The organism is Pseudomonas sp. D4-21, assembly GCF_051132125.1.
Taxonomy (GTDB): domain Bacteria; phylum Pseudomonadota; class Gammaproteobacteria; order Pseudomonadales; family Pseudomonadaceae; genus Aquipseudomonas.
The window spans coordinates 1,437,709-1,454,111 of the sequence record NZ_CP071664.1; the positions used below are offsets into that span (position 1 = coordinate 1,437,709).

General features: G+C 59.2%; 18 protein-coding genes and 3 pseudogenes. 7 read left to right on the forward strand and 14 right to left on the reverse strand.

Annotated elements, in window-relative coordinates; genetic code table 11:
- The first annotated feature begins 43 nt into the window (after positions 1 to 43).
- Positions 44 to 457 carry an alternative ribosome rescue aminoacyl-tRNA hydrolase ArfB gene (arfB, locus tag J3Q04_RS06360; protein WP_420765184.1) on the forward strand — a complete coding sequence of 138 codons (414 nt, stop codon included), beginning with the start codon at positions 44 to 46 and terminating at the stop codon, positions 455 to 457.
- Here the strand turns inward: arfB and J3Q04_RS06365 are convergent.
- The 3 genes from J3Q04_RS06365 to J3Q04_RS06375 form a co-directional block, all read right to left on the reverse strand.
- Positions 454 to 1,653: an MFS transporter gene (locus tag J3Q04_RS06365; protein ID WP_434560261.1), complete on the reverse strand. Its 1,200-nt coding sequence runs from the start codon at positions 1,651 to 1,653 to the stop codon at positions 454 to 456. The genes arfB and J3Q04_RS06365 overlap by 4 nt on opposite strands.
- A gap of 82 nt (positions 1,654 to 1,735) precedes the next feature.
- Positions 1,736 to 1,984: a hypothetical protein gene (locus tag J3Q04_RS06370; RefSeq protein WP_434560259.1), complete on the reverse strand. Its 249-nt coding sequence runs from the start codon at positions 1,982 to 1,984 to the stop codon at positions 1,736 to 1,738.
- A 37-nt stretch (positions 1,985 to 2,021) separates the two neighbouring features.
- Positions 2,022 to 2,165 carry a hypothetical protein gene (locus tag J3Q04_RS06375; protein WP_420765181.1) on the reverse strand — a complete coding sequence of 48 codons (144 nt, stop codon included), beginning with the start codon at positions 2,163 to 2,165 and terminating at the stop codon, positions 2,022 to 2,024.
- A gap of 899 nt (positions 2,166 to 3,064) precedes the next feature.
- Here J3Q04_RS06375 and J3Q04_RS06380 point away from each other — a divergent pair.
- Positions 3,065 to 3,148 (forward strand): annotated as a pseudogene (locus J3Q04_RS06380) (hypothetical protein); the annotation flags it as partial.
- A gap of 228 nt (positions 3,149 to 3,376) precedes the next feature.
- Entirely contained in the window at positions 3,377 to 4,081 is a 705-nt protein-coding gene (locus J3Q04_RS06385; protein ID WP_434635632.1) for a methyl-accepting chemotaxis protein, read from the forward strand.
- 183 nt (positions 4,082 to 4,264) lie between these two features.
- On the opposite strand, the gene J3Q04_RS06390 is transcribed toward J3Q04_RS06385, so the two are convergent.
- The 5 genes from J3Q04_RS06390 to J3Q04_RS06410 all read right to left on the reverse strand — a co-directional run bounded on the left by J3Q04_RS06390 (position 4,265) and on the right by J3Q04_RS06410 (position 8,641).
- A complete protein-coding gene (locus J3Q04_RS06390) occupies positions 4,265 to 5,287 on the reverse strand; it encodes a transporter (protein WP_420765180.1) in 1,023 nt (340 codons plus the stop codon).
- A gap of 179 nt (positions 5,288 to 5,466) precedes the next feature.
- Entirely contained in the window at positions 5,467 to 5,772 is a 306-nt protein-coding gene (locus tag J3Q04_RS06395; RefSeq protein WP_420765179.1) for a PepSY domain-containing protein, read from the reverse strand.
- Between the two features lie 119 nt (positions 5,773 to 5,891).
- Entirely contained in the window at positions 5,892 to 7,019 is a 1,128-nt protein-coding gene (locus J3Q04_RS06400; RefSeq protein WP_434607370.1) for a glycerophosphodiester phosphodiesterase, read from the reverse strand.
- Between the two features lie 600 nt (positions 7,020 to 7,619).
- The gene (locus J3Q04_RS06405) at positions 7,620 to 7,934 is read right to left on the reverse strand and encodes an antibiotic biosynthesis monooxygenase family protein (RefSeq protein WP_434607368.1); all 315 of its coding nucleotides are present in this window, start codon (positions 7,932 to 7,934) and stop codon (positions 7,620 to 7,622) included.
- Positions 7,931 to 8,641, reverse strand: a complete 711-nt coding sequence (locus tag J3Q04_RS06410) for a CTP synthase C-terminal region-related (seleno)protein (protein ID WP_434607366.1) — start codon at positions 8,639 to 8,641, stop codon at positions 7,931 to 7,933. Before J3Q04_RS06410 ends, J3Q04_RS06405 begins: the two co-directional genes overlap by 4 nt.
- Before the next feature lie 14 nt (positions 8,642 to 8,655).
- Between J3Q04_RS06410 and J3Q04_RS06415 the strand changes: the two genes are divergently transcribed.
- Entirely contained in the window at positions 8,656 to 9,603 is a 948-nt protein-coding gene (locus J3Q04_RS06415) for a LysR family transcriptional regulator (RefSeq protein ID WP_434607364.1), read from the forward strand.
- A 3-nt stretch (positions 9,604 to 9,606) separates the two neighbouring features.
- Here J3Q04_RS06415 and J3Q04_RS06420 read toward each other — a convergent pair whose 3' ends face one another.
- Positions 9,607 to 10,215 carry a TetR/AcrR family transcriptional regulator gene (locus J3Q04_RS06420; protein WP_434607362.1) on the reverse strand — a complete coding sequence of 203 codons (609 nt, stop codon included), beginning with the start codon at positions 10,213 to 10,215 and terminating at the stop codon, positions 9,607 to 9,609.
- A gap of 184 nt (positions 10,216 to 10,399) precedes the next feature.
- Between J3Q04_RS06420 and J3Q04_RS06425 the strand changes: the two genes are divergently transcribed.
- On the forward strand, positions 10,400 to 11,458 hold the full coding sequence (locus J3Q04_RS06425) for an MBL fold metallo-hydrolase (protein ID WP_434607360.1): 1,059 nt from the start codon (positions 10,400 to 10,402) through the stop codon (positions 11,456 to 11,458).
- Positions 11,459 to 11,475: 17 nt separating this feature from the next.
- Here J3Q04_RS06425 and J3Q04_RS06430 read toward each other — a convergent pair whose 3' ends face one another.
- From J3Q04_RS06430 to J3Q04_RS06440, 3 genes and pseudogenes are all read right to left on the reverse strand, one after another.
- Positions 11,476 to 11,793: a helix-turn-helix domain-containing protein gene (locus tag J3Q04_RS06430; protein WP_060740988.1), complete on the reverse strand. Its 318-nt coding sequence runs from the start codon at positions 11,791 to 11,793 to the stop codon at positions 11,476 to 11,478.
- Positions 11,794 to 11,875: 82 nt separating this feature from the next.
- Positions 11,876 to 11,983, reverse strand: a pseudogene (locus J3Q04_RS06435) (AraC family transcriptional regulator); the annotation flags it as partial.
- A gap of 35 nt (positions 11,984 to 12,018) precedes the next feature.
- Positions 12,019 to 13,002, reverse strand: a complete 984-nt coding sequence (locus J3Q04_RS06440) for a hypothetical protein (protein WP_434607358.1) — start codon at positions 13,000 to 13,002, stop codon at positions 12,019 to 12,021.
- A 311-nt stretch (positions 13,003 to 13,313) separates the two neighbouring features.
- On the opposite strand from J3Q04_RS06440, the gene J3Q04_RS06445 reads away from it, so the two are divergent.
- The gene (locus tag J3Q04_RS06445; protein WP_434560243.1) at positions 13,314 to 13,739 is read left to right on the forward strand and encodes a helix-turn-helix transcriptional regulator; all 426 of its coding nucleotides are present in this window, start codon (positions 13,314 to 13,316) and stop codon (positions 13,737 to 13,739) included.
- A gap of 13 nt (positions 13,740 to 13,752) precedes the next feature.
- The gene (locus J3Q04_RS06450; RefSeq protein WP_434607356.1) at positions 13,753 to 13,983 is read left to right on the forward strand and encodes a type II toxin-antitoxin system Phd/YefM family antitoxin; all 231 of its coding nucleotides are present in this window, start codon (positions 13,753 to 13,755) and stop codon (positions 13,981 to 13,983) included.
- 341 nt (positions 13,984 to 14,324) lie between these two features.
- On the opposite strand, the pseudogene J3Q04_RS06455 reads toward J3Q04_RS06450, so the two are convergent.
- Both J3Q04_RS06455 and J3Q04_RS06460 read right to left on the reverse strand, forming a co-directional pair.
- Positions 14,325 to 14,770 (reverse strand): annotated as a pseudogene (locus J3Q04_RS06455) (BRO-N domain-containing protein); the annotation flags it as partial.
- Between the two features lie 63 nt (positions 14,771 to 14,833).
- Positions 14,834 to 16,081 (reverse strand): ribonucleotide-diphosphate reductase subunit beta, encoded by a 1,248-nt coding sequence (locus J3Q04_RS06460; RefSeq protein WP_024776511.1) that lies wholly within the window; start codon positions 16,079 to 16,081, stop codon positions 14,834 to 14,836.
- Positions 16,082 to 16,403 lie beyond the last annotated feature (322 nt).

Below are 16,403 nucleotides of genomic sequence, written 5' to 3' on the forward strand. Positions count from 1 at the left end.
GGAATTCGCGGTATCCTGTGGGCCCTGACACCGGACACTTTCCATGCTTGTCATCTCCAATACCGTGCACATCCCGGACGCCGAGATCGAGCTGACGGCCATTCGCGCCCAGGGCGCCGGTGGGCAGAACGTCAACAAGGTTTCCAGCGCCGTGCACCTGCGGTTCGATATTCCGGCCTCGTCGTTGCCCGAGTTCTACAAGGAACGGCTGCTGGCCCTGCGCGACAGTCGCATTACCAGCGACGGGGTGTTGATCATCAAGGCCCAGCAGTACCGCACGCAGGAACAGAACCGGGCGGACGCACTGGAGCGCCTTGTCGAACTGATCCTCAGCGCTACCAAGATCGAAAAGAAACGCCGTCCGACCAAACCGACCCTGGGCTCGAAAAAGCGTCGCCTCGAATCCAAGACCAAACGCGGCTCGATCAAGGCCGGACGCGGCAAGGTGGATTTCTAGTTCTTCTCCCGCTCTTCGCGGTAGCGAGGGGCCTGCCGGTACAGGTAGACGCTCAGGCCCAGCCCACCCAGGGCCGCCAGCGCAGCGAACAGGAAAATCGAGGCAAAGCCGAAACCGGCGGCGATTGCCCCGGCCAGTGGTCCGGTGATGCCCAGCGACAAATCGATGAACAGCGAATAAGCCCCCACCGCGGCTCCACGGCTGGAGGCCGGCACCAAGTTGACCGCTTCCACGCCCAACGCCGGGAACACCAGGGAAAAGCCGAAACCGCTCAACGCCGCGCCTGCCAGGGCCCACTGCGCATCCGGCGCCAGCCACAACAGCAACAAGCCCAGGGTTTCCACCGACAGGCAGGCGATCGCGACCCTGAACCCGCCGAGGCGGTTGATCAAATTGCCGAACAGCAGGCGCGCACCAATGAAGCAGGCACCGAACAGGCTCAGGCACAGCACCGCGTTGTCCCAATGCTGCGTGGCGTAATACAGGGTAATGAAGGTGGCGATGGTGCCGAAACCGATGGAGCCCAGGGCCAGGCCGCAGCCGTGGGGTAATACTCGCCCCAGCACATGCATGAACGGAAGGCGTTCGCCGACGACGATGGGGGCCGCGGTTTTTGGCCAGGCCAACGCCAGCCCGAGCACGGCCAGCAGGAGGATGCTGACGCCCATGCTCCAAAGCCCCAGGGATTTCACCAGCCAAACCCCCAACGGCGCGCCGATCGCCAGCGCGCCGTAGCTGGCGATGCCGTTCCACGAGATGACCTTGGCGGTATTCGCCGCGCCGACCCGGCCGATGCCCCAGCCAATCGAGCCCGAGCCCACCAGGCTTTCCGCGCTGCCCAGCACCAGGCGACCGATCAACAGGCTGGTCAGGCTCAGGACCGGCATGCCGGCGGTCCAGGCAGAAACCAGCATGAACACGCCGCTCAAACCACACCCGGCCAGGCCGAACATGACCGCGCGCTTGCTGCCGAGGTTGTCGATGATGCGTCCCGCATAAGGACGGCTGAGCAGAGTAGCCAAATACTGGACGCTGATCACCAGTCCGGCGATCACCGCGCCGAATCCCAGCTCACCGTGGACGAATCCGGGCAACACGGCCAAGGGAATGCCGATGTTCAGATAGCCGATGAAGGTAAACAGGACAATGGAAACGACTTGCAGCGTGACCGCCATGGGGCGCTGGGAATCTGGCATGGGGGAAGGTCCACGGGGCAGCAGGATAGATAGGCTGCTTATGATAACGGCGACCGACAGGATGGAGCGTGGAAAAGTAAAACTATTTGCCGGACGGAGATTCAGGTGTGGTCTTGCCAGCGACCAGGTGCGTGGTGACCAGTGCGGCCAAGGCATTTTCCTGCGTGCCGAACCGCGCCAGCAGGGCGGCCTGTTTCTCGGGAGAGAGGCGGGTCCAGATCTCGACCATTTTTTCGGCTGTGCCGATCAACACGCTGGCCTGGGCCGGGCTGAAGGAGGAAGTTTCGTCGGTCATGGTGGGGCTCGGATTCAGGCGGTGTGGAAAGCGCATCTTAGCGCTTTCCACACAGTCTGGTGGTGCGGGTGGATCAGTCTTCGCTGTCGGCCTGACGGCGTTCAGTGGCTTGCTGCGGCTCGGTTTGCTGGGAGGCGGGTTGCCCTCCGGCTTGTAGCGGGGTCGTCTGCTCAGGTTCGTGCAGGCTAGGGAAGGGGAGATTAGGAATCTCGTGCATATCGCGCTCCTCGCAAAGTCTGTTGGATAGATCTGGTAGATCCGCGCTTTTAAAAAGCCTGGGCAGGATACCCCAGTAGAAATGACAAAAAGACTTTTAAATTCAGATGGAGCGACCGATGGGCTTGTCTGGACAGGTCATGTCCAGCCAGCGAAAGCAAGCTTGCTACCGGTGGTCGGCGAGGCTCAAGAACAAGGCATTCAAGCCGATCTCGTCTAGGAATTCTGCACATGCAGTTGCGAGAGCAGCCCCAGGACATGGACGTCCTTTTATTCGAAGAGATCGATTCCATGTTTGTACAAAAATCCCTGAGAGCCCAGATTCTGGCTCTCCTGAGCGGCAGCCTGCTGGCGATGCTGTTGATCGCCCTGGCGTCCTTTCACTTTCTTTCCGATGGCATCCACAATTATCGAAACCTCATCGATGGCCCTTTGCGCGCCTCGCAGTTGATCGACGAGGCCAACCTGCAATTCAAGGTGCAGGTCCAGGAGTGGAAAAACGTTCTGTTGCGCGGCAAGCAGCCGGCAGAGTTGGAAAAATACTGGAAGGAGTTCGACGATCGCCAGCGCGATGTCCAGAACCTTTTGGGTGAGTTGATCAAGCATGACGGTGTTCCGGCACCGATCAGGACACGCATCGAACGTCTGCAAAGCGAGCACGCACAACTGGGCGCCGCCTATCAAAAAGGCCGTGATGCGTTTGTCGCCTCTGGCGCAGACGCCGCGGCGGGGGATGCGGCGGTCAAGGGCTTCGACCGTGCCGCCAGTGACCAGATGAGCGAGTTGGTGGTGGAGCTGCATAAATTGGGCAATGAGCAATCGGCGCTGATCAGTGCCGGTGCTGATCGCACGATCCTGCTGGGCACCGTGATCATGCTGGTCTCGGCTTTGCTGGTCGGCATGCTGAGTCTCTGGCTGGTCAACCGCAACCTGGTGCAGCCAATCCGTAACCTCATCGAATACGTGACTCAACTGAGCCGTGGGCGTTTCGCCGAGCGTGTATCGAGCACGCGTCAAGATGAACTGGGCGACCTGGCCCTCGCGGCAAATACGCTGCGTGACTTCCTCGCTGAAACCTTCAACCGCCTGCAACGCAGCGCCACGGAGCTGGACAGCGCCAGCGGCGAGCTCAACGCCATCGCCAGCCTGATGAGCCAGGGCACCAGCGAGCAATTCGAACGCACCGATCAAGTGGCGACCGCGATGAATGAAATGTCCGCTACCGCCCAGGAAGTCGCCCGCCATGCCGCCGACGCGGCGCGGGCGGCCGATGATGCCGATCACTCGGCACAGTTGGGCGAGAAGGTCATGCACGGCACCATCCACACCATCACCCAGATGCGCGGCGAGATTGCGAACACCGCCACGGTGATCCGTCGCCTGGAAACCGACAGCGGGCGCATCGGCAAGGTGCTGGAAGTGATTCGCGGGATCGCCGAACAGACCAACCTGCTGGCCCTCAACGCCGCCATCGAAGCGGCCCGGGCCGGTGAAGCCGGGCGCGGTTTTGCGGTGGTGGCCGATGAGGTGCGCAGCCTGGCCCAGCGTACGGCGGCGTCCATCATCGAGATCAACCAGATCATCCAGACGGTACAAACCGGTGCGGTGGACGCGGCCCAGGCCATTGAAAGCGGGCAGTCGCGCAGCGAGGAAAGTGTCGAGCAAGTGACCCAGGCCGGCGAAATGCTCGAACGCATTACCCAGGCCGTCGAAGCGATTCGCGACATGAACCGCCAGATTGCCACGGCGGCCGAAGAGCAGACCTCCGTGGCTGAGGACATCTCGCGCAACCTGACTGAAATCACCTGTATCGCCAGCACCAACCTGGATAACGTCCAGCGTACCGAAGCGGCCAGTCGGGATTTGCAAGGGTTGTCGGGCCAACTGAACGAAGTGACGGCGCGGCTGAGTGCCTGATGGCATTGATCTGTTTTGAATAGGGCTTGGTAACACCCGTGGCGAGGGAGCTTGCTCCCGCTGGGCTGCGCAGCTGCCCCAAAGCCATTCAGCGCGGTGCGACAGCTTTTACGACTGCTGCGCAGCCGAGCGGGAGCAAGCTCCCTCGCCACAAGGTTCCATGCAAACTTGAAGTGAACCAGTTCAATAATCGCGCCGCTTGCGAAACGCCCAGCGGCCGGCGAACAGTGTGAAGGTGGCGACCAGCGCCACCAGGATCCAGAAACCCTCGGGATCGCTCGCCAGCGGCACGCCACCGACATTCATGCCGAAGAAACCGGCGATGATGTTGATCGGCAGTGCCAGCACCGTGACCACCGTCAGGGTGAACAGTGTGCGGTTGCTTTGTTCGTTGAGGTTGGCGGCGATTTCTTCCTGCAACAGCTTGATCCGCTCGCCCAACGCGGTGAGGTCGTTGATGATCAGGGCGAACTCCTCGGTGGATTTGCGCAGCTCCTTGACGTCTTCTTTCTGCAACCATTGCGGCGGGCGATTGAGCAGTCGCAGCAACGACCCCGGTTCCAGCGCCAACAGGCGTTGCAGGCGCACCAGCACCCGGCGTTGGCTGCCCAGTTCGGCGCGGTTGGTCGAGACCCGCGAAGACAGCAACTGGTCCTCGATCTGGTCGACGCTGAGGCTGGTCTTGCGCACGATCTGGGTCAGTACCTCGCCCTGGTCGCGCAGCAAATGCACGAGCAATTCCAGTGGCGAGCGAAAGCTTTCCCCGGCCTTGACCGATGAGCGCAGCTTGTCGACCGAGTGCAAGGGCTGCAACCGTGCGCTGACGATCAGCCGACTGCTCACGCAAACCCATAACGTGGACACATCCGAAGACACCATGTTGCTGAGGTTGAATACGACGTCGTTCACCACCGCGAGCAAGGCCGAATCCACGTGCTCGATGCGGGTCGAGCGCGAGCCTTCGTGCAAGGCTTCGAAGAACTCTTGGGGCAAGGCCAGGTGATTTTTCATCCAGCGCTCGCACGCGGCGTGGGCGAGGTTCAAGTGCAACCAGAGGAATTCATCAGGATCCTGGGGTTGCTGCAGGCTTTGCAGGGCCTGGGCCGAACCGATCTCTCGCCCGCGCTCGCCGGGGCGGAAGCTGAATCCGTAGAGCAGGCCGAACAGATCCGGGTCGCGATGGCTTTGGTCGATGCTGTGGTTCATTGAGGCTCGCTGGCGGGGAGTGCCTGTCGCGGCGACAGGTTCACTTGAGCGGCATCATTGCAGGGATTTTTGAAGGTTTTGTGACGGTTGGGCTGTGGCGTCCCGGCCTGGCACAGCTTTACATACGTACGTGAAAAAGCCGCGCAACTTGAAAGTTGGGCGGCTCATTTCGCGACTGATTAATTATCTTGCTTGTTGCTCAGAACTTTACCAGTGGTGGCGTCAAAGTCTACATCCCATTCTTGACCTTTGGCGTCGCGCAGTTCCACTTCATATTCGTAGCCGTTGAAGTGATTATCCAAATCGGTATCGGTGATGGTCGCGCCCGGGTGCAACTTCAGGGCTTCGGCATTCATCGATTCCAGGGATTTGATCTTGCCTTCCTTTACCAATTGAGGAATCTGGTCGACGCGAACATCAGCCTGGGCAAGGCCAGCGGTGAGGGTCAGGGCAGCAGCGGTGAACAGGGCAGTCAAAGTTTTCATGTTGTATTTCCTTGGTGTCGTCAAAGGGTGAGTCGTTTAAGTGGGTTCAGATTATCTCTGGCAACTTAATTCATCCTTAATTCGAAAAACTTTGTTAAATGCCCTGATCCAGCACTCGCTCAGTAACCGTTCTTCTTCAGTAGTTGCGCCACGGTTCCTGTTTCGGGACGCTTGAAGTACTTGAGCAACTCACTGGCCCGATTGGTGAAAATGCCATCCACGCCGGCATCCATCACTTTCTTGAAGTCCACCGGCTCATCCACGGTGTAGACATGTACCAGCAAACCCTGGTCGTGGGTGTACTGGTTCATCCACGGTTTCACCAGGTCCGCATAGCTCTGGCTCCCGCCATGGGTCAACGCCGCCGAAGGGCCGGTGCCGATGGCGCCGTGGGTCTTGGCGTACTGGACCCATTGCTCGAACTCGCCCTTGTCCTTGGGCTCTTGCTTGGCGTAGTACACGGCTTTGTCGGTTTCACCGGACTCGGCGAACGTCACTTTGGATTTAGGCTCGATGTTGCCTTCGCCCACCCACAGCAGCAGGATTTTCGGAACCTTCGGCATTTCCTTGTGCAGCAGTTCCAGGCTGCTTTTCTCGAAGGTCTGCAAGACCACTTTGCCTTTGCCCTGGCCCACGCCGAGGGCGCGCTTGGCCAGCTTGGAGCCGGATGGGCTCAGCCAGCCTCGGTCCTGCAATTTATCCTTCAGGTCGCGCTCGATGCCGGGAAACAGCTTGGGCTCCTTGGTCTCGATGTACAGCCCTGGCTTTTGCTGAGGGTTGCCCTCGGCGATGTTGATGACTTCGTCCAGCGTAAGGATTTTCAAGCCAACGAAGGAAGGCCGCGCACGGTCCGGGTAGGCCGCGTTGAACCAGCTGCCGGCGTCCAGCGTCTTGAGTTCGGCCATGGTGAAGGCGTTGGCGGTGCTGTCCTTGCGTTCTGGAAACTTGGTCGCGACATCGGTAGTGCGCAGCAGGCTGTCGTCGTGCAAGACGAACAGAACGCCGTCCTTGCTGCGTTGCAGGTCGAGCTCAAGGTAGTCGGCACCCAGGTCGCGGGCCAACTTGTAGGCGGCGGCGGTGGATTCCGGTGCGTCGAACGATGCGCCGCGATGGGCGATGACCGCTGGATGTGGAATGCCCTGACGGTTCGCCAGGGCTTTGGGTTGCGGCGCCTCGGCGGCATGTGTCGGACCGAGTCCGAGCAACAGGCTCAACATCAGGGCGCTACGAGTAAAGGTGAGGGGCATGCTCGAGATCCTTTCGCAGGTTTCTGTAAACCTCTCTTTTAACAACTGAACGCTGCGGACGCTATCGCCATACCGACATTGATCTGCGTAAAGCAGATTTTTCCCACGCCACTAGCTCACAATAGCGGTCGATCAGCCAGCATCATGTGACTGACACACCGCTATCGCGAGCAGGCTCGCTCCCACAAGGAATTGGTGCTGACCAATGACTGCGTGCACCCCGGGGAATAGTGTGGGAGCGAGCTTGCTCGCGATAGCGGTGGACCAGCTAGCATCATCGTGACCCGGCACGCCGCCATCGCGAGCAAGCTCGCTCCCACTAGGAATTGGTACTGACCAATGACTGCGTGCACCCCGGGGAATAGTGTGGGAGCGAGCCTGCTCGCGATAGCGGTGGACCAGCCAGCATCATCGTGACCCGGTCCACCGCCATCGCGAGCAGACTCGCTCCCACAAGGAATTGGTGCTCAACAACGAAGGTGTGACCACCGGGGAATAGTGTGGGAGCGAGCTTGCTCGCGATAGCGGTGGATCAGCCAGCATCATCGTGACTGACACACCGCCATCGCAAGCTCGCCCACACTGGTTTTGAGGCCGATATCAAGTCTGGCGTTGGAAGGCATAGTCCCGTTCGACTTTGCACACCCTCGTCTGGCAATGGGCATACCAGGTGGCGCGGCCTCGCTCACGGATCGCGCTGTGTTCGGGATGCTGCTTCCACGCCAGGATTGCAGCTTCATCGCGCCAATAGGACACGGTAATTCCCAGGCCGTCGTCGCCACGGGCTGATTCGATGCCGAGAAATCCGGGTTGCTCCTGGACAAGGTTCAACATGTGCTCGGCGGCTTCGGCGTAGCCTTGGTCTCCGGCGGTACGCAGGGAAGTGAAAATCACGGCGTAATAATGGGCGCTCATGGCGTTTGCTCCGCGCAGGCTTCGACAAACGCGCTTACCAGCGGCGGCACGCGGCCTTCCAATGCTGCGCGTTCAGGCTGGAACAGCGTCGCGACAAAAAACGGATGGCCTTGAAGTTCAACCGCTCGCAGGCCGCCGGCCGAATCCCGGGCAACGGCGTGCAGCCGCTGATTCAACAAATCCTTTTCCAAATCCGGGTTGACGCCGAAACGGCAATGGTAGCCCTCCGATACCGTCCGACGGCCGTAAGCCTTGGCAATCAACGACTCCGCATCGAGTTGAAGGCTGTCGATGGTTTCCACCAGCGCACAGCTCAGCGGCGTCAACAGTGCCCGTTCAGCTTCGGGAGAAGTTTCGCCGTGGACGGCGTCGGCCCAGCCCATCACGTTGCGGGCGTAGTCCAGCACCGCATGTTGAAAACCGCCGCAGGTGCCGAGGAAAGGCCGATGCTGTTCGCGGGCAAAACGAATGGCCCGTAAGGCCCCTTCTTCATGTTGGTACGGGCTGCCGGGTACGCACCAGACACCGTCGAAATCCTCCAGCACGGCGGTGTTGGTGATGTGCGACGTTCCCAGCCATTGAAACCGGATTTCATGGCTGGTTTGCTTGCCCGCGAGCTCGAGTGCGAGGGGGATCGCCCGGTGAGCGGTGATTTGAGGGTCGTGATCGCCGATCAGGGCGATGTTTAAAGGACGTTGTTTATCCATGGGAGGCTCGCCGCTTGTTGATTCCTGGTGGCCACTATAGATTGGCGTTCACGCAATCAATATTGGCGTTCACCCAAGTGATCAATGCAGCGGCGCACTATCGTCTGGACTACCCCGATCTATCCCTGATCCTCGCGCTGGTCCGTGGCGGCTCGCTGTCCCGGGCCGCTCGCCTCCTGCAGGTGGACGTGTCCACGGTGTTTCGTTCGGTACGTCGGCTGGAGGCGGCCTTGGGCCTGCCCTTGTTTGAAAAAAGCCGCTCTGGATATTTGCCCACGAGCCTGGCCCAGGCGTTGGCCGAACAAGCCGAGCGCGCCGAGCAGGCGTTGGAGGCGGCGCGAGTGGGCGTGGAGCAGGGCGGTGAGGTGATTAGCGGGACGGTACGCCTGACCTGCAGCGACTCAGTCCTGCAAACGTTGTTGCTGCCGGCGCTGGCGCGTTTCATGCCCGCTTATCCGGCGTTGAGTCTTGAGTTGAGCACTTCGAACGACTTCGCCAACCTCAGCCGCCGCGATGCCGACATTGCGTTGCGACTGACCCGTACACCGCCGGAACACCTGGTCGGTCGCAACCTGGGCCATGTGGCTTACCGGGTATGCGCCGGCGCTACGTATCTTCGCGCGGCGTATGCGGATGACCTGGCCGCCATGACCTGGATCGCACCGGACGATTTCCTCCCCGACCACCCCACGGTGGCCTGGCGTCGCCAGCATCTACCCGGCGTAGTGCCTGCCTATCGCTGCAACAGCATGCTGTCGGTCACCGAACTGGTGAGGGCAGGTCTGGGGGTTGCGGCGCTGCCTGACTTTCTGATCAATGAAGATAAAGGACTGATCCCACTTGGCGAACCGTTGAAGGGCTATGACACGGCTTTGTGGCTTCTGACCCGACCGGACTGCCGGGCCCTGCGCTCGGTGGTGACCTTGTTCGATGAATTGGGGCGCAATTTGCGGTGGGGCTGAGGTTCAGGCTTGGTACCGATTCAGGAACATGTCGAGGGCCGATTCGATCACGTGGGTTTGTTCCTCCTTGGTCAGGCTCGGTTGCCCCATCGACACCTGTGGCCAGAACGCAAACGTCTTGAGCAACCCGTGCATCTGTTGGGCGGCAAATGCCGGCTCCACGGGTTTCAAGCGGCCATCGGCCTGGGCTTGGCGAATCCAGGCAGTCAGGCCTTCCTCGCGCTGCCCCATGCGCGACACCATGTCCTGGGCTCGCTCCGGGGAATGAATGGTTGCGGCGATGGCGATGCGCGCCAGGTCGAGAAAATTCTGTTTCGCCAGCAATTGCAGTTTGGCTTGCAGCAACGTTTGAAGCTGCTCCCGTAGCGGCGTTTGCGGGCTGTAGGGCATGTCCTGTTCTGCGGTGATGCTGTTCCATAACCGATTCAGGATTTCGGCAAACAGTTCTTCCTTGCTTGGGAAGTGGTTGTACACCGTGCGCTTCGACACGCCTGCCGTCGCCGCGATCTTGTCCATGCTGGTGATTTCGAAACCGCTGTTGCGGAATTCAGCAATCGCGGCCTGGAGAATGGCTTCGCGTTTTCGCTCGGTAAGGCGCTGCGGTGCGGTCATGGGCAGTTCGTCGGCAAAGGAAAATTACACTCGGTAGTTTACTTGCTCTTTCGATTCATGCAATCTGGAAACTACACCGAGTGGTGTAGTTTTGAATAAGGCGGCTGAGGGTACATGCAACGGCCATTCAGCGTCCCGCAACGGCGAAGCGCATACGTGCGGACGCCTTTGGAGTTATCGCACCATGACCCATCCCTCTTGTTCGACCAACCATCCTCCTGCCCATGAGTCCTCGCGGCAAGACCAGGGCAAATATCGCAACCATGCCTTCACGCCGCGTGAAGGATTTGGCACGACCCTGCGCATCATCTGGAACATGATTTTCCACAAGCCCCGCTCCACCCGTCCTGCGGGCGCCATCGATGTACAACCGTTGACTCGAGCCGCGCTGCTGGCCGCGCCGAACCACAGCGCCTTCCGCCTCGGTCATTCCACGGTGCTGCTCAAGCTGCGGGACAAGTTCTGGCTGACCGACCCGGTGTTCTCCGAGCGTGCTTCACCCGTGCAATGGGCCGGCCCGAAGCGTTTTCATCAACCACCCATCAGCCTGGAAGAATTGCCGCCGATCGAAGCGGTGATTCTGTCCCACGATCATTACGACCACCTCGACCATCAAGCCATTCTCAAGCTGGCGGCCAAGACCCGTCACTTCCTGGCGCCCCTGGGCGTGGGCGACACTCTGGTCAAATGGGGCGTCGACGCCGGCAAGGTGCGCCAGTTGGACTGGTGGCAGGGCACCGAGGTGGACGGTATCGATTTCATCGCCACGCCTTCCCAACATTTTTCCGGTCGAGGCCTGTTCGACAGCAACAGCACCTTGTGGGCCTCATGGGTAATGATCGATGGTGACACGCGAATCTTCTTCAGCGGCGACACCGGTTACTTCGAAGGTTTCAAGCGCATCGGCGAGCAATACGGCCCTTTTGACCTGACGCTGATGGAAACCGGCGCCTATAACGTGGATTGGCCCCATGTCCATATGCAGCCGGAGCAGACCTTGCAGGCCCATATCGATCTCAAGGGCCGTTGGCTACTGCCAATCCACAACGGCACATTCGACCTGGCGATGCATGCCTGGTATGAGCCTTTCAATCGCATCCTGGCCCTGGCCGCGGAACGCAACGTTTGTATCACCACGCCGCAAATGGGCGAAGCCTTCACCCTGACGCAACCGCAACGTGGCCGCGCCTGGTGGCTGGATGTGGAACCCTCGGCGTACCAGGACCAAGCGGGTATCGCCTAGCACTTGCACAAACGGTGTTATTCGATCATCGCGTAATCAGGCCGCCCCATCGGGTCCGGCGTCGCACCCTTGATGTTCATGCCGCGCCCCGGTGCGAAGCCGGGGAAGAACACCAGGCCCTCGGCCTCCAGGCGAAAGGCCAGGGCCAAGCGGGTCACATCGAGCAACTCGCCACCAGCCTCGAAGCGGCGGATGGCCTGGACCGATACACCGGATTGCCGGGACAGCTCCTCGACGCTCCAGCCCAGCATGGCTCGGGCCTGCGCACTGTGGGCGGGGGTGAATTGATAGACAGCGATGCGTTCCAGGGTGGTTTTGATTGCGAGAGAGGCCATGGGGTGCTCCAAAGCTGTGGGATTCGAAAATACTGTGTTTTTGTACAGTTGTTTTGAGTCCCGATCAATCTCATTTTTTTGATCAATGACCGGCGGTCATCTCCAGCCAGATGCTCGGAGCATGGCCGAGCGTCCGGCGAAACATGGTGGAAAACGCCGCTGGGCTGTCATAGCCCAGGTCCAGGGCAATGGGTTTACGCAGGCTCGTACGGGCCTTCAGCCGGATCAGTCTTCAGCCAACCCCGGCGCCTCCCGAATAATGAAGTGATCCAGGTTCTCGATATTGGCACTGAACACCCCGAACGTTTCTTCGGGGTTCTTCTTGCTCGGCACCTGCCTCAACTCCGGCGTGACGCCATAAAAGAAGCAATACAACGGCGCATCACTGTCGATGGCGTGCTTGATCTCTGCCAGGAACGCCTTGCGCTTGCGGTAGTTATCGATCAGCTTCTTGCTCAGGTAAACGTTGACCGAGTAAGGTTTTTTCTTCGCCTCGTCCGGCTGCTTGAACCAGACCTTTGCTTCGAAGTCGATGCGAAAGCTCAGGGTGTAATCCTTTATCTCCTTGATCTTGCCCCAGTAAATCAAGCCCTTATTGTCCTGCAAATACTCGATCTTCTTGAAGAACGATCCGTAGGGCGCAGTGTGCTCGCCAATCTTCAACGGCATGCGCTTGAGCAGGTCCTTGTTATCGAAATTCGAAACGAAACATTCCACCGGGTGGGCGAAGACACTGGTTTTGTCCGGTGTTGAATCCTGCGCGGAATGAGCGTTATCACCGTGGGAAGATACGGATGAGAGCGTAGGCCGATTCGCTTCAACGTTGTCAGACGGGGCGGACGGCTTGCGCACGTACTGACGCCGAGTCAGTAACAACTCCGACGGAAAATGCTCCTCGCGGTCGTCATCTGCTTCAACGCTTTGCGCATCAAGCCCTGGCGTTTTCGGACTGACATAAGGGCAGCCTTCGATATGCTGGGTCGTCGGCTGATTCTTGAAATGCGGCGTGCGGATGTAATTGACGTTCTTGGCATTGAACGTCGTCAGCCGATTCCCCTCATCAAACGCCGCCCGACAGGCATCGTTGGGGCACTGAAAGCGCTCCTTGGCCGAATCGAAGGCCATGGTCTCGTCGAAATTCAGGTCCCGAACGTCATAGATCGAAAGCTTGGCATCGAGGCTGAGGCAATAGGCGGTGTCGAATTTCATCGGGGCTCGGGTCCGTGAGAGGAAGTGTATTAATACCGAAGGACGTGGCGGGCTGCACCCAAAGTTTCAACCCACCAAAGAACTCCTGTGGGAGCGAGCCTGCTCGCGATTCCCAAACCCAACCCAACCATCAAGCCTGCCGCCCACCTGTGCCCTGACATCAACACGTGGCGAGGGAGCTTGCTCCCGCTGGGCTGCGAAGCGGCCCCTTTTCCGGTCCCAGATTGACGTAATCGGTATCATAATACCGGTTATGGCCTGACCTTCCGGATAACCGGCATTATATTGCCGAAACAACAAATAGAATTGCGATGAAAGAGAACACGGGTGAACGACGCAGGGCGATCATTGACGACATCGTCATGCAACATGTGACAGGGACCCAAACCCTGGGAACCTCTATTCGCCGGCTGAGACTTGAGGTTACTGGTCTCGACCAAGAGACGTTCGCAGTTATGTGCAAGATGTCGACAAAGGCTCTCTACCAGATCGAAAAGGACAAGGGTAATCCGAGCATCAGCACCCTCGACGCGATCCTGAGAAAGTTTGGACTGCGCTTGGGGTTGATGGCTGCTGTACCTCTTTACACGCCGCCACCCCGACCGCAAAAACCGGACCCCAAAGCGCCCGCTCGCGGCGCCAACCCTAAACGAAAGTCCACAGAGCAGCCCGGTAGAGTTGCTACTCTCAGAGCCACTAAAAAGGTAAAGGGTGGCGAGAATGGCCCAGGCGAATGAGCGAAGACGGTGTATGAGCGAACAGGTTCAAGTAACCCTGCACGAAGCGAGGTCCCAGCTCTTACAACTGGGTGCGCGTGCATGGCAGGGCGACAGAGTGGTGATCACCAAGGCCGGCAAGCCTTATCTGGATCTGCTGCCTCATGTCGATACACCGCAGGCGCGCAAGCCTGGGCGGTTAAAGGGGCAGATTCGGATGCCGGCGGATTTCGACCGCACCCCTGAGGACATCCTCAAGGGTTGAGTGCCGGCTCTGACTGTAGGTAAATCCTCTTGATCTGAGATTTCAGCAGATACCTCAGCCATGCACGCCTCGTCGAACTCTCGCATGGTGACCTCGTTGATAGCGCCGATTTTCAGCAGCGCTTCGGCCGAGCTGTGAATCGACTCGAAGGCCTCACTTCTTATCTTTTTCGTCATTACATATCCCCATCAATTCTTTTCTATCAACAGACGCTGAAGCTCTCAGAGCCTACACCCGTGGCGAGGGAGCTTGCTCCCGCTGGGCTGCGCAGCAGCCCCAATTCAATATTCCCAACAAAAAAACCGCCGCCCGAACACGGACGGCAGCTAATGATTGAATACTCAAAACCCTCGCAAAATCCGAGAAGCTTTTGGCCACCAAGACTCATGCTGACTAAACGGATCATCCACCAGCACCGCCGGCATATCCCGCAAGCGAATCCATGGCTCATCCTGCCAGTGCAGCATGCAGAGCGACATCCTCGGCCAATCCAACACGCTCAATTTAGGCCGTTCCACCTTATGGGAGTAGCGTTCATCCCGCAGGGTTGGCACCACCTGATGCGTGACCCACTCACGCAGCAACCGATACTCAGGGCAGTAGTGATAAACCAGTAACGCTAGACGCCCGACTCGCTCAGCATCAGATGCTCTTCGGTCAAGCCGTGGACATGCACGAGCATGATCCGGCGCTGGACAGGATCAAGCTTTCGGGTCATGCGCTCATCGAGGTGCTTGCTCATCAAGCGCCCCAAATCGGAGGCGCTGAACCAAGCCTGGTTTTGAATGTAAAAAACCCCGCTTTCACGGGGTTTTCAGTGACGCATGCAGCCTAGGATTTTCCTTTCGAATCAATCCCAGCTCAAAGCCCCACCCGTCTGATACTCAATCACCCGAGTCTCAAAGAAGTTCTTCTCTTTCTTCAAGTCCATGATCTCGCTCATCCAAGGGAACGGGTTGGTCGTTCCTGGATACTCTTCCTTCAAGCCAATCTGCGACAGACGACGGTTAGCGATGAACTTGAGGTAGTCCTCCATCATCGCCGCGTTCATGCCCAGCACGCCGCGAGGCATGGTGTCGCGGGCGTATTCGATTTCCAGTTGGGTCCCTTGCAGGATCATCTGGGTCGCTTCTTCCTTCATCTCGGCGTCCCACAGGTGTGGGTTTTCGATTTTGATCTGGTTGATCACGTCGATGCCGAAGTTCAGGTGCATGGATTCGTCGCGCAGGATGTACTGGAACTGCTCGGCGACGCCGGTCATTTTGTTGCGGCGGCCCATGGACAGGATCTGGGTGAAGCCGCAGTAGAAGAAGATGCCTTCCAGAACGCAGTAGTAGGCGATCAGGTTGCGCAGCAGCTCTTTGTCGGTTTCCGGGGTGCCGGTTTCGAACTTCGGATCGGAGATCGAACGGGTGTATTTCAGGCCCCAGGCGGCTTTCTTCGCGACCGATGGGATCTCGTGGTACATGTTGAAGATTTCGCCTTCATCCATGGCCAGCGATTCGATGCAGTACTGGTAGGCGTGGGTGTGGATCGCCTCTTCGAACGCCTGGCGCAGGATGTACTGGCGGCATTCCGGGTTGGTGATCAGGCGGTACACGGCCAGGACCAGGTTGTTGGCAACCAGGGAGTCGGCGGTAGAGAAGAAGCCCAGGTTGCGCATTACGATGCGGCGTTCGTCGTCGGTCAGGCCTTCCGGGTTTTTCCAGAGGGCGATGTCGGCGGTCATGTTGACTTCTTGCGGCATCCAGTGGTTTGCGCAGCCGTCCAGGTACTTCTGCCAGGCCCAGTCGTATTTGAATGGCACGAGCTGGTTGAGGTCGGCGCGGCAGTTGATCATGCGCTTTTCATCGACGGCGACACGGGCGGAGGCGCCTTCGAGTTCGGCGAGGCCTTCGGCGACGTCGAGTTTGTCGAGGGCCGCCTTGGCGCGAATGATCGCGGCCGAGTCGCTGGCCGTCACGGCGCGGGCTTCGAGGGCGGCGGCACCGCCGGCGCTGTCGAGGCGGTCCATGTTGGCTTCAGAAGCGTGGCCGGCGTTGGCGCCTTTTACGGCAACTTCGCCGTCTTCTTTGTCGAATTCGTCCCAGCTCAGCATGACGTGTCGTCTCCTGCGTGAGGGCCAGATGCCCGATAAGGCCTACTGGCCGCGGTGGATCTTGAAAAATCGTTTGTTGCAGCAGCTGACGCAGGCAATAAACAGAAAAATGTACGGGTCATTCCGGAGCGGCGGTAGAGCGGGAAGGCGATTGCCCCCTGCGTTGGCTCCAGGCTGGCGTGATCCCTGTAAGGGAATATTGCAGGCCCGTTTAAGGCGGCATTATAAGGACTTTTTTGCCTACGTGGTGCGGCGAAATAGCTCACGGGAGGGGTGGTGAGGGGCGTATCCGCATGGGAGCGCGGGTTTACAAGGCTTTGAC

Excerpts from the sequence above, each read along its gene's own strand:
- arfB (WP_420765184.1), top strand. The coding sequence starts at position 44 with ATGCTTGTCATCTCCAATACCGTGCACATCCCGGACGCCGAGATCGAG.
- J3Q04_RS06375 (WP_420765181.1), bottom strand. The coding sequence starts at position 2,165 with ATGCACGAGATTCCTAATCTCCCCTTCCCTAGCCTGCACGAACCTGAG.
- J3Q04_RS06425 (WP_434607360.1), top strand. The coding sequence starts at position 10,400 with ATGACCCATCCCTCTTGTTCGACCAACCATCCTCCTGCCCATGAGTCC.
- J3Q04_RS06395 (WP_420765179.1), bottom strand. The coding sequence starts at position 5,772 with ATGAAAACTTTGACTGCCCTGTTCACCGCTGCTGCCCTGACCCTCACC.
- J3Q04_RS06405 (WP_434607368.1), bottom strand. The coding sequence starts at position 7,934 with ATGAGCGCCCATTATTACGCCGTGATTTTCACTTCCCTGCGTACCGCC.
- J3Q04_RS06430 (WP_060740988.1), bottom strand. The coding sequence starts at position 11,793 with ATGGCCTCTCTCGCAATCAAAACCACCCTGGAACGCATCGCTGTCTAT.
- J3Q04_RS06420 (WP_434607362.1), bottom strand. The coding sequence starts at position 10,215 with ATGACCGCACCGCAGCGCCTTACCGAGCGAAAACGCGAAGCCATTCTC.
- J3Q04_RS06460 (WP_024776511.1), bottom strand. The coding sequence starts at position 16,081 with ATGCTGAGCTGGGACGAATTCGACAAAGAAGACGGCGAAGTTGCCGTA.
- J3Q04_RS06365 (WP_434560261.1), bottom strand. The coding sequence starts at position 1,653 with ATGCCAGATTCCCAGCGCCCCATGGCGGTCACGCTGCAAGTCGTTTCC.
- J3Q04_RS06385 (WP_434635632.1), top strand. The coding sequence starts at position 3,377 with ATGTCCGCTACCGCCCAGGAAGTCGCCCGCCATGCCGCCGACGCGGCG.
- J3Q04_RS06400 (WP_434607370.1), bottom strand. The coding sequence starts at position 7,019 with ATGCCCCTCACCTTTACTCGTAGCGCCCTGATGTTGAGCCTGTTGCTC.
- J3Q04_RS06390 (WP_420765180.1), bottom strand. The coding sequence starts at position 5,287 with ATGAACCACAGCATCGACCAAAGCCATCGCGACCCGGATCTGTTCGGC.
- J3Q04_RS06445 (WP_434560243.1), top strand. The coding sequence starts at position 13,314 with ATGAAAGAGAACACGGGTGAACGACGCAGGGCGATCATTGACGACATC.
- J3Q04_RS06440 (WP_434607358.1), bottom strand. The coding sequence starts at position 13,002 with ATGAAATTCGACACCGCCTATTGCCTCAGCCTCGATGCCAAGCTTTCG.
- J3Q04_RS06410 (WP_434607366.1), bottom strand. The coding sequence starts at position 8,641 with ATGGATAAACAACGTCCTTTAAACATCGCCCTGATCGGCGATCACGAC.
- J3Q04_RS06450 (WP_434607356.1), top strand. The coding sequence starts at position 13,753 with ATGAGCGAACAGGTTCAAGTAACCCTGCACGAAGCGAGGTCCCAGCTC.
- J3Q04_RS06370 (WP_434560259.1), bottom strand. The coding sequence starts at position 1,984 with ATGCGCTTTCCACACCGCCTGAATCCGAGCCCCACCATGACCGACGAA.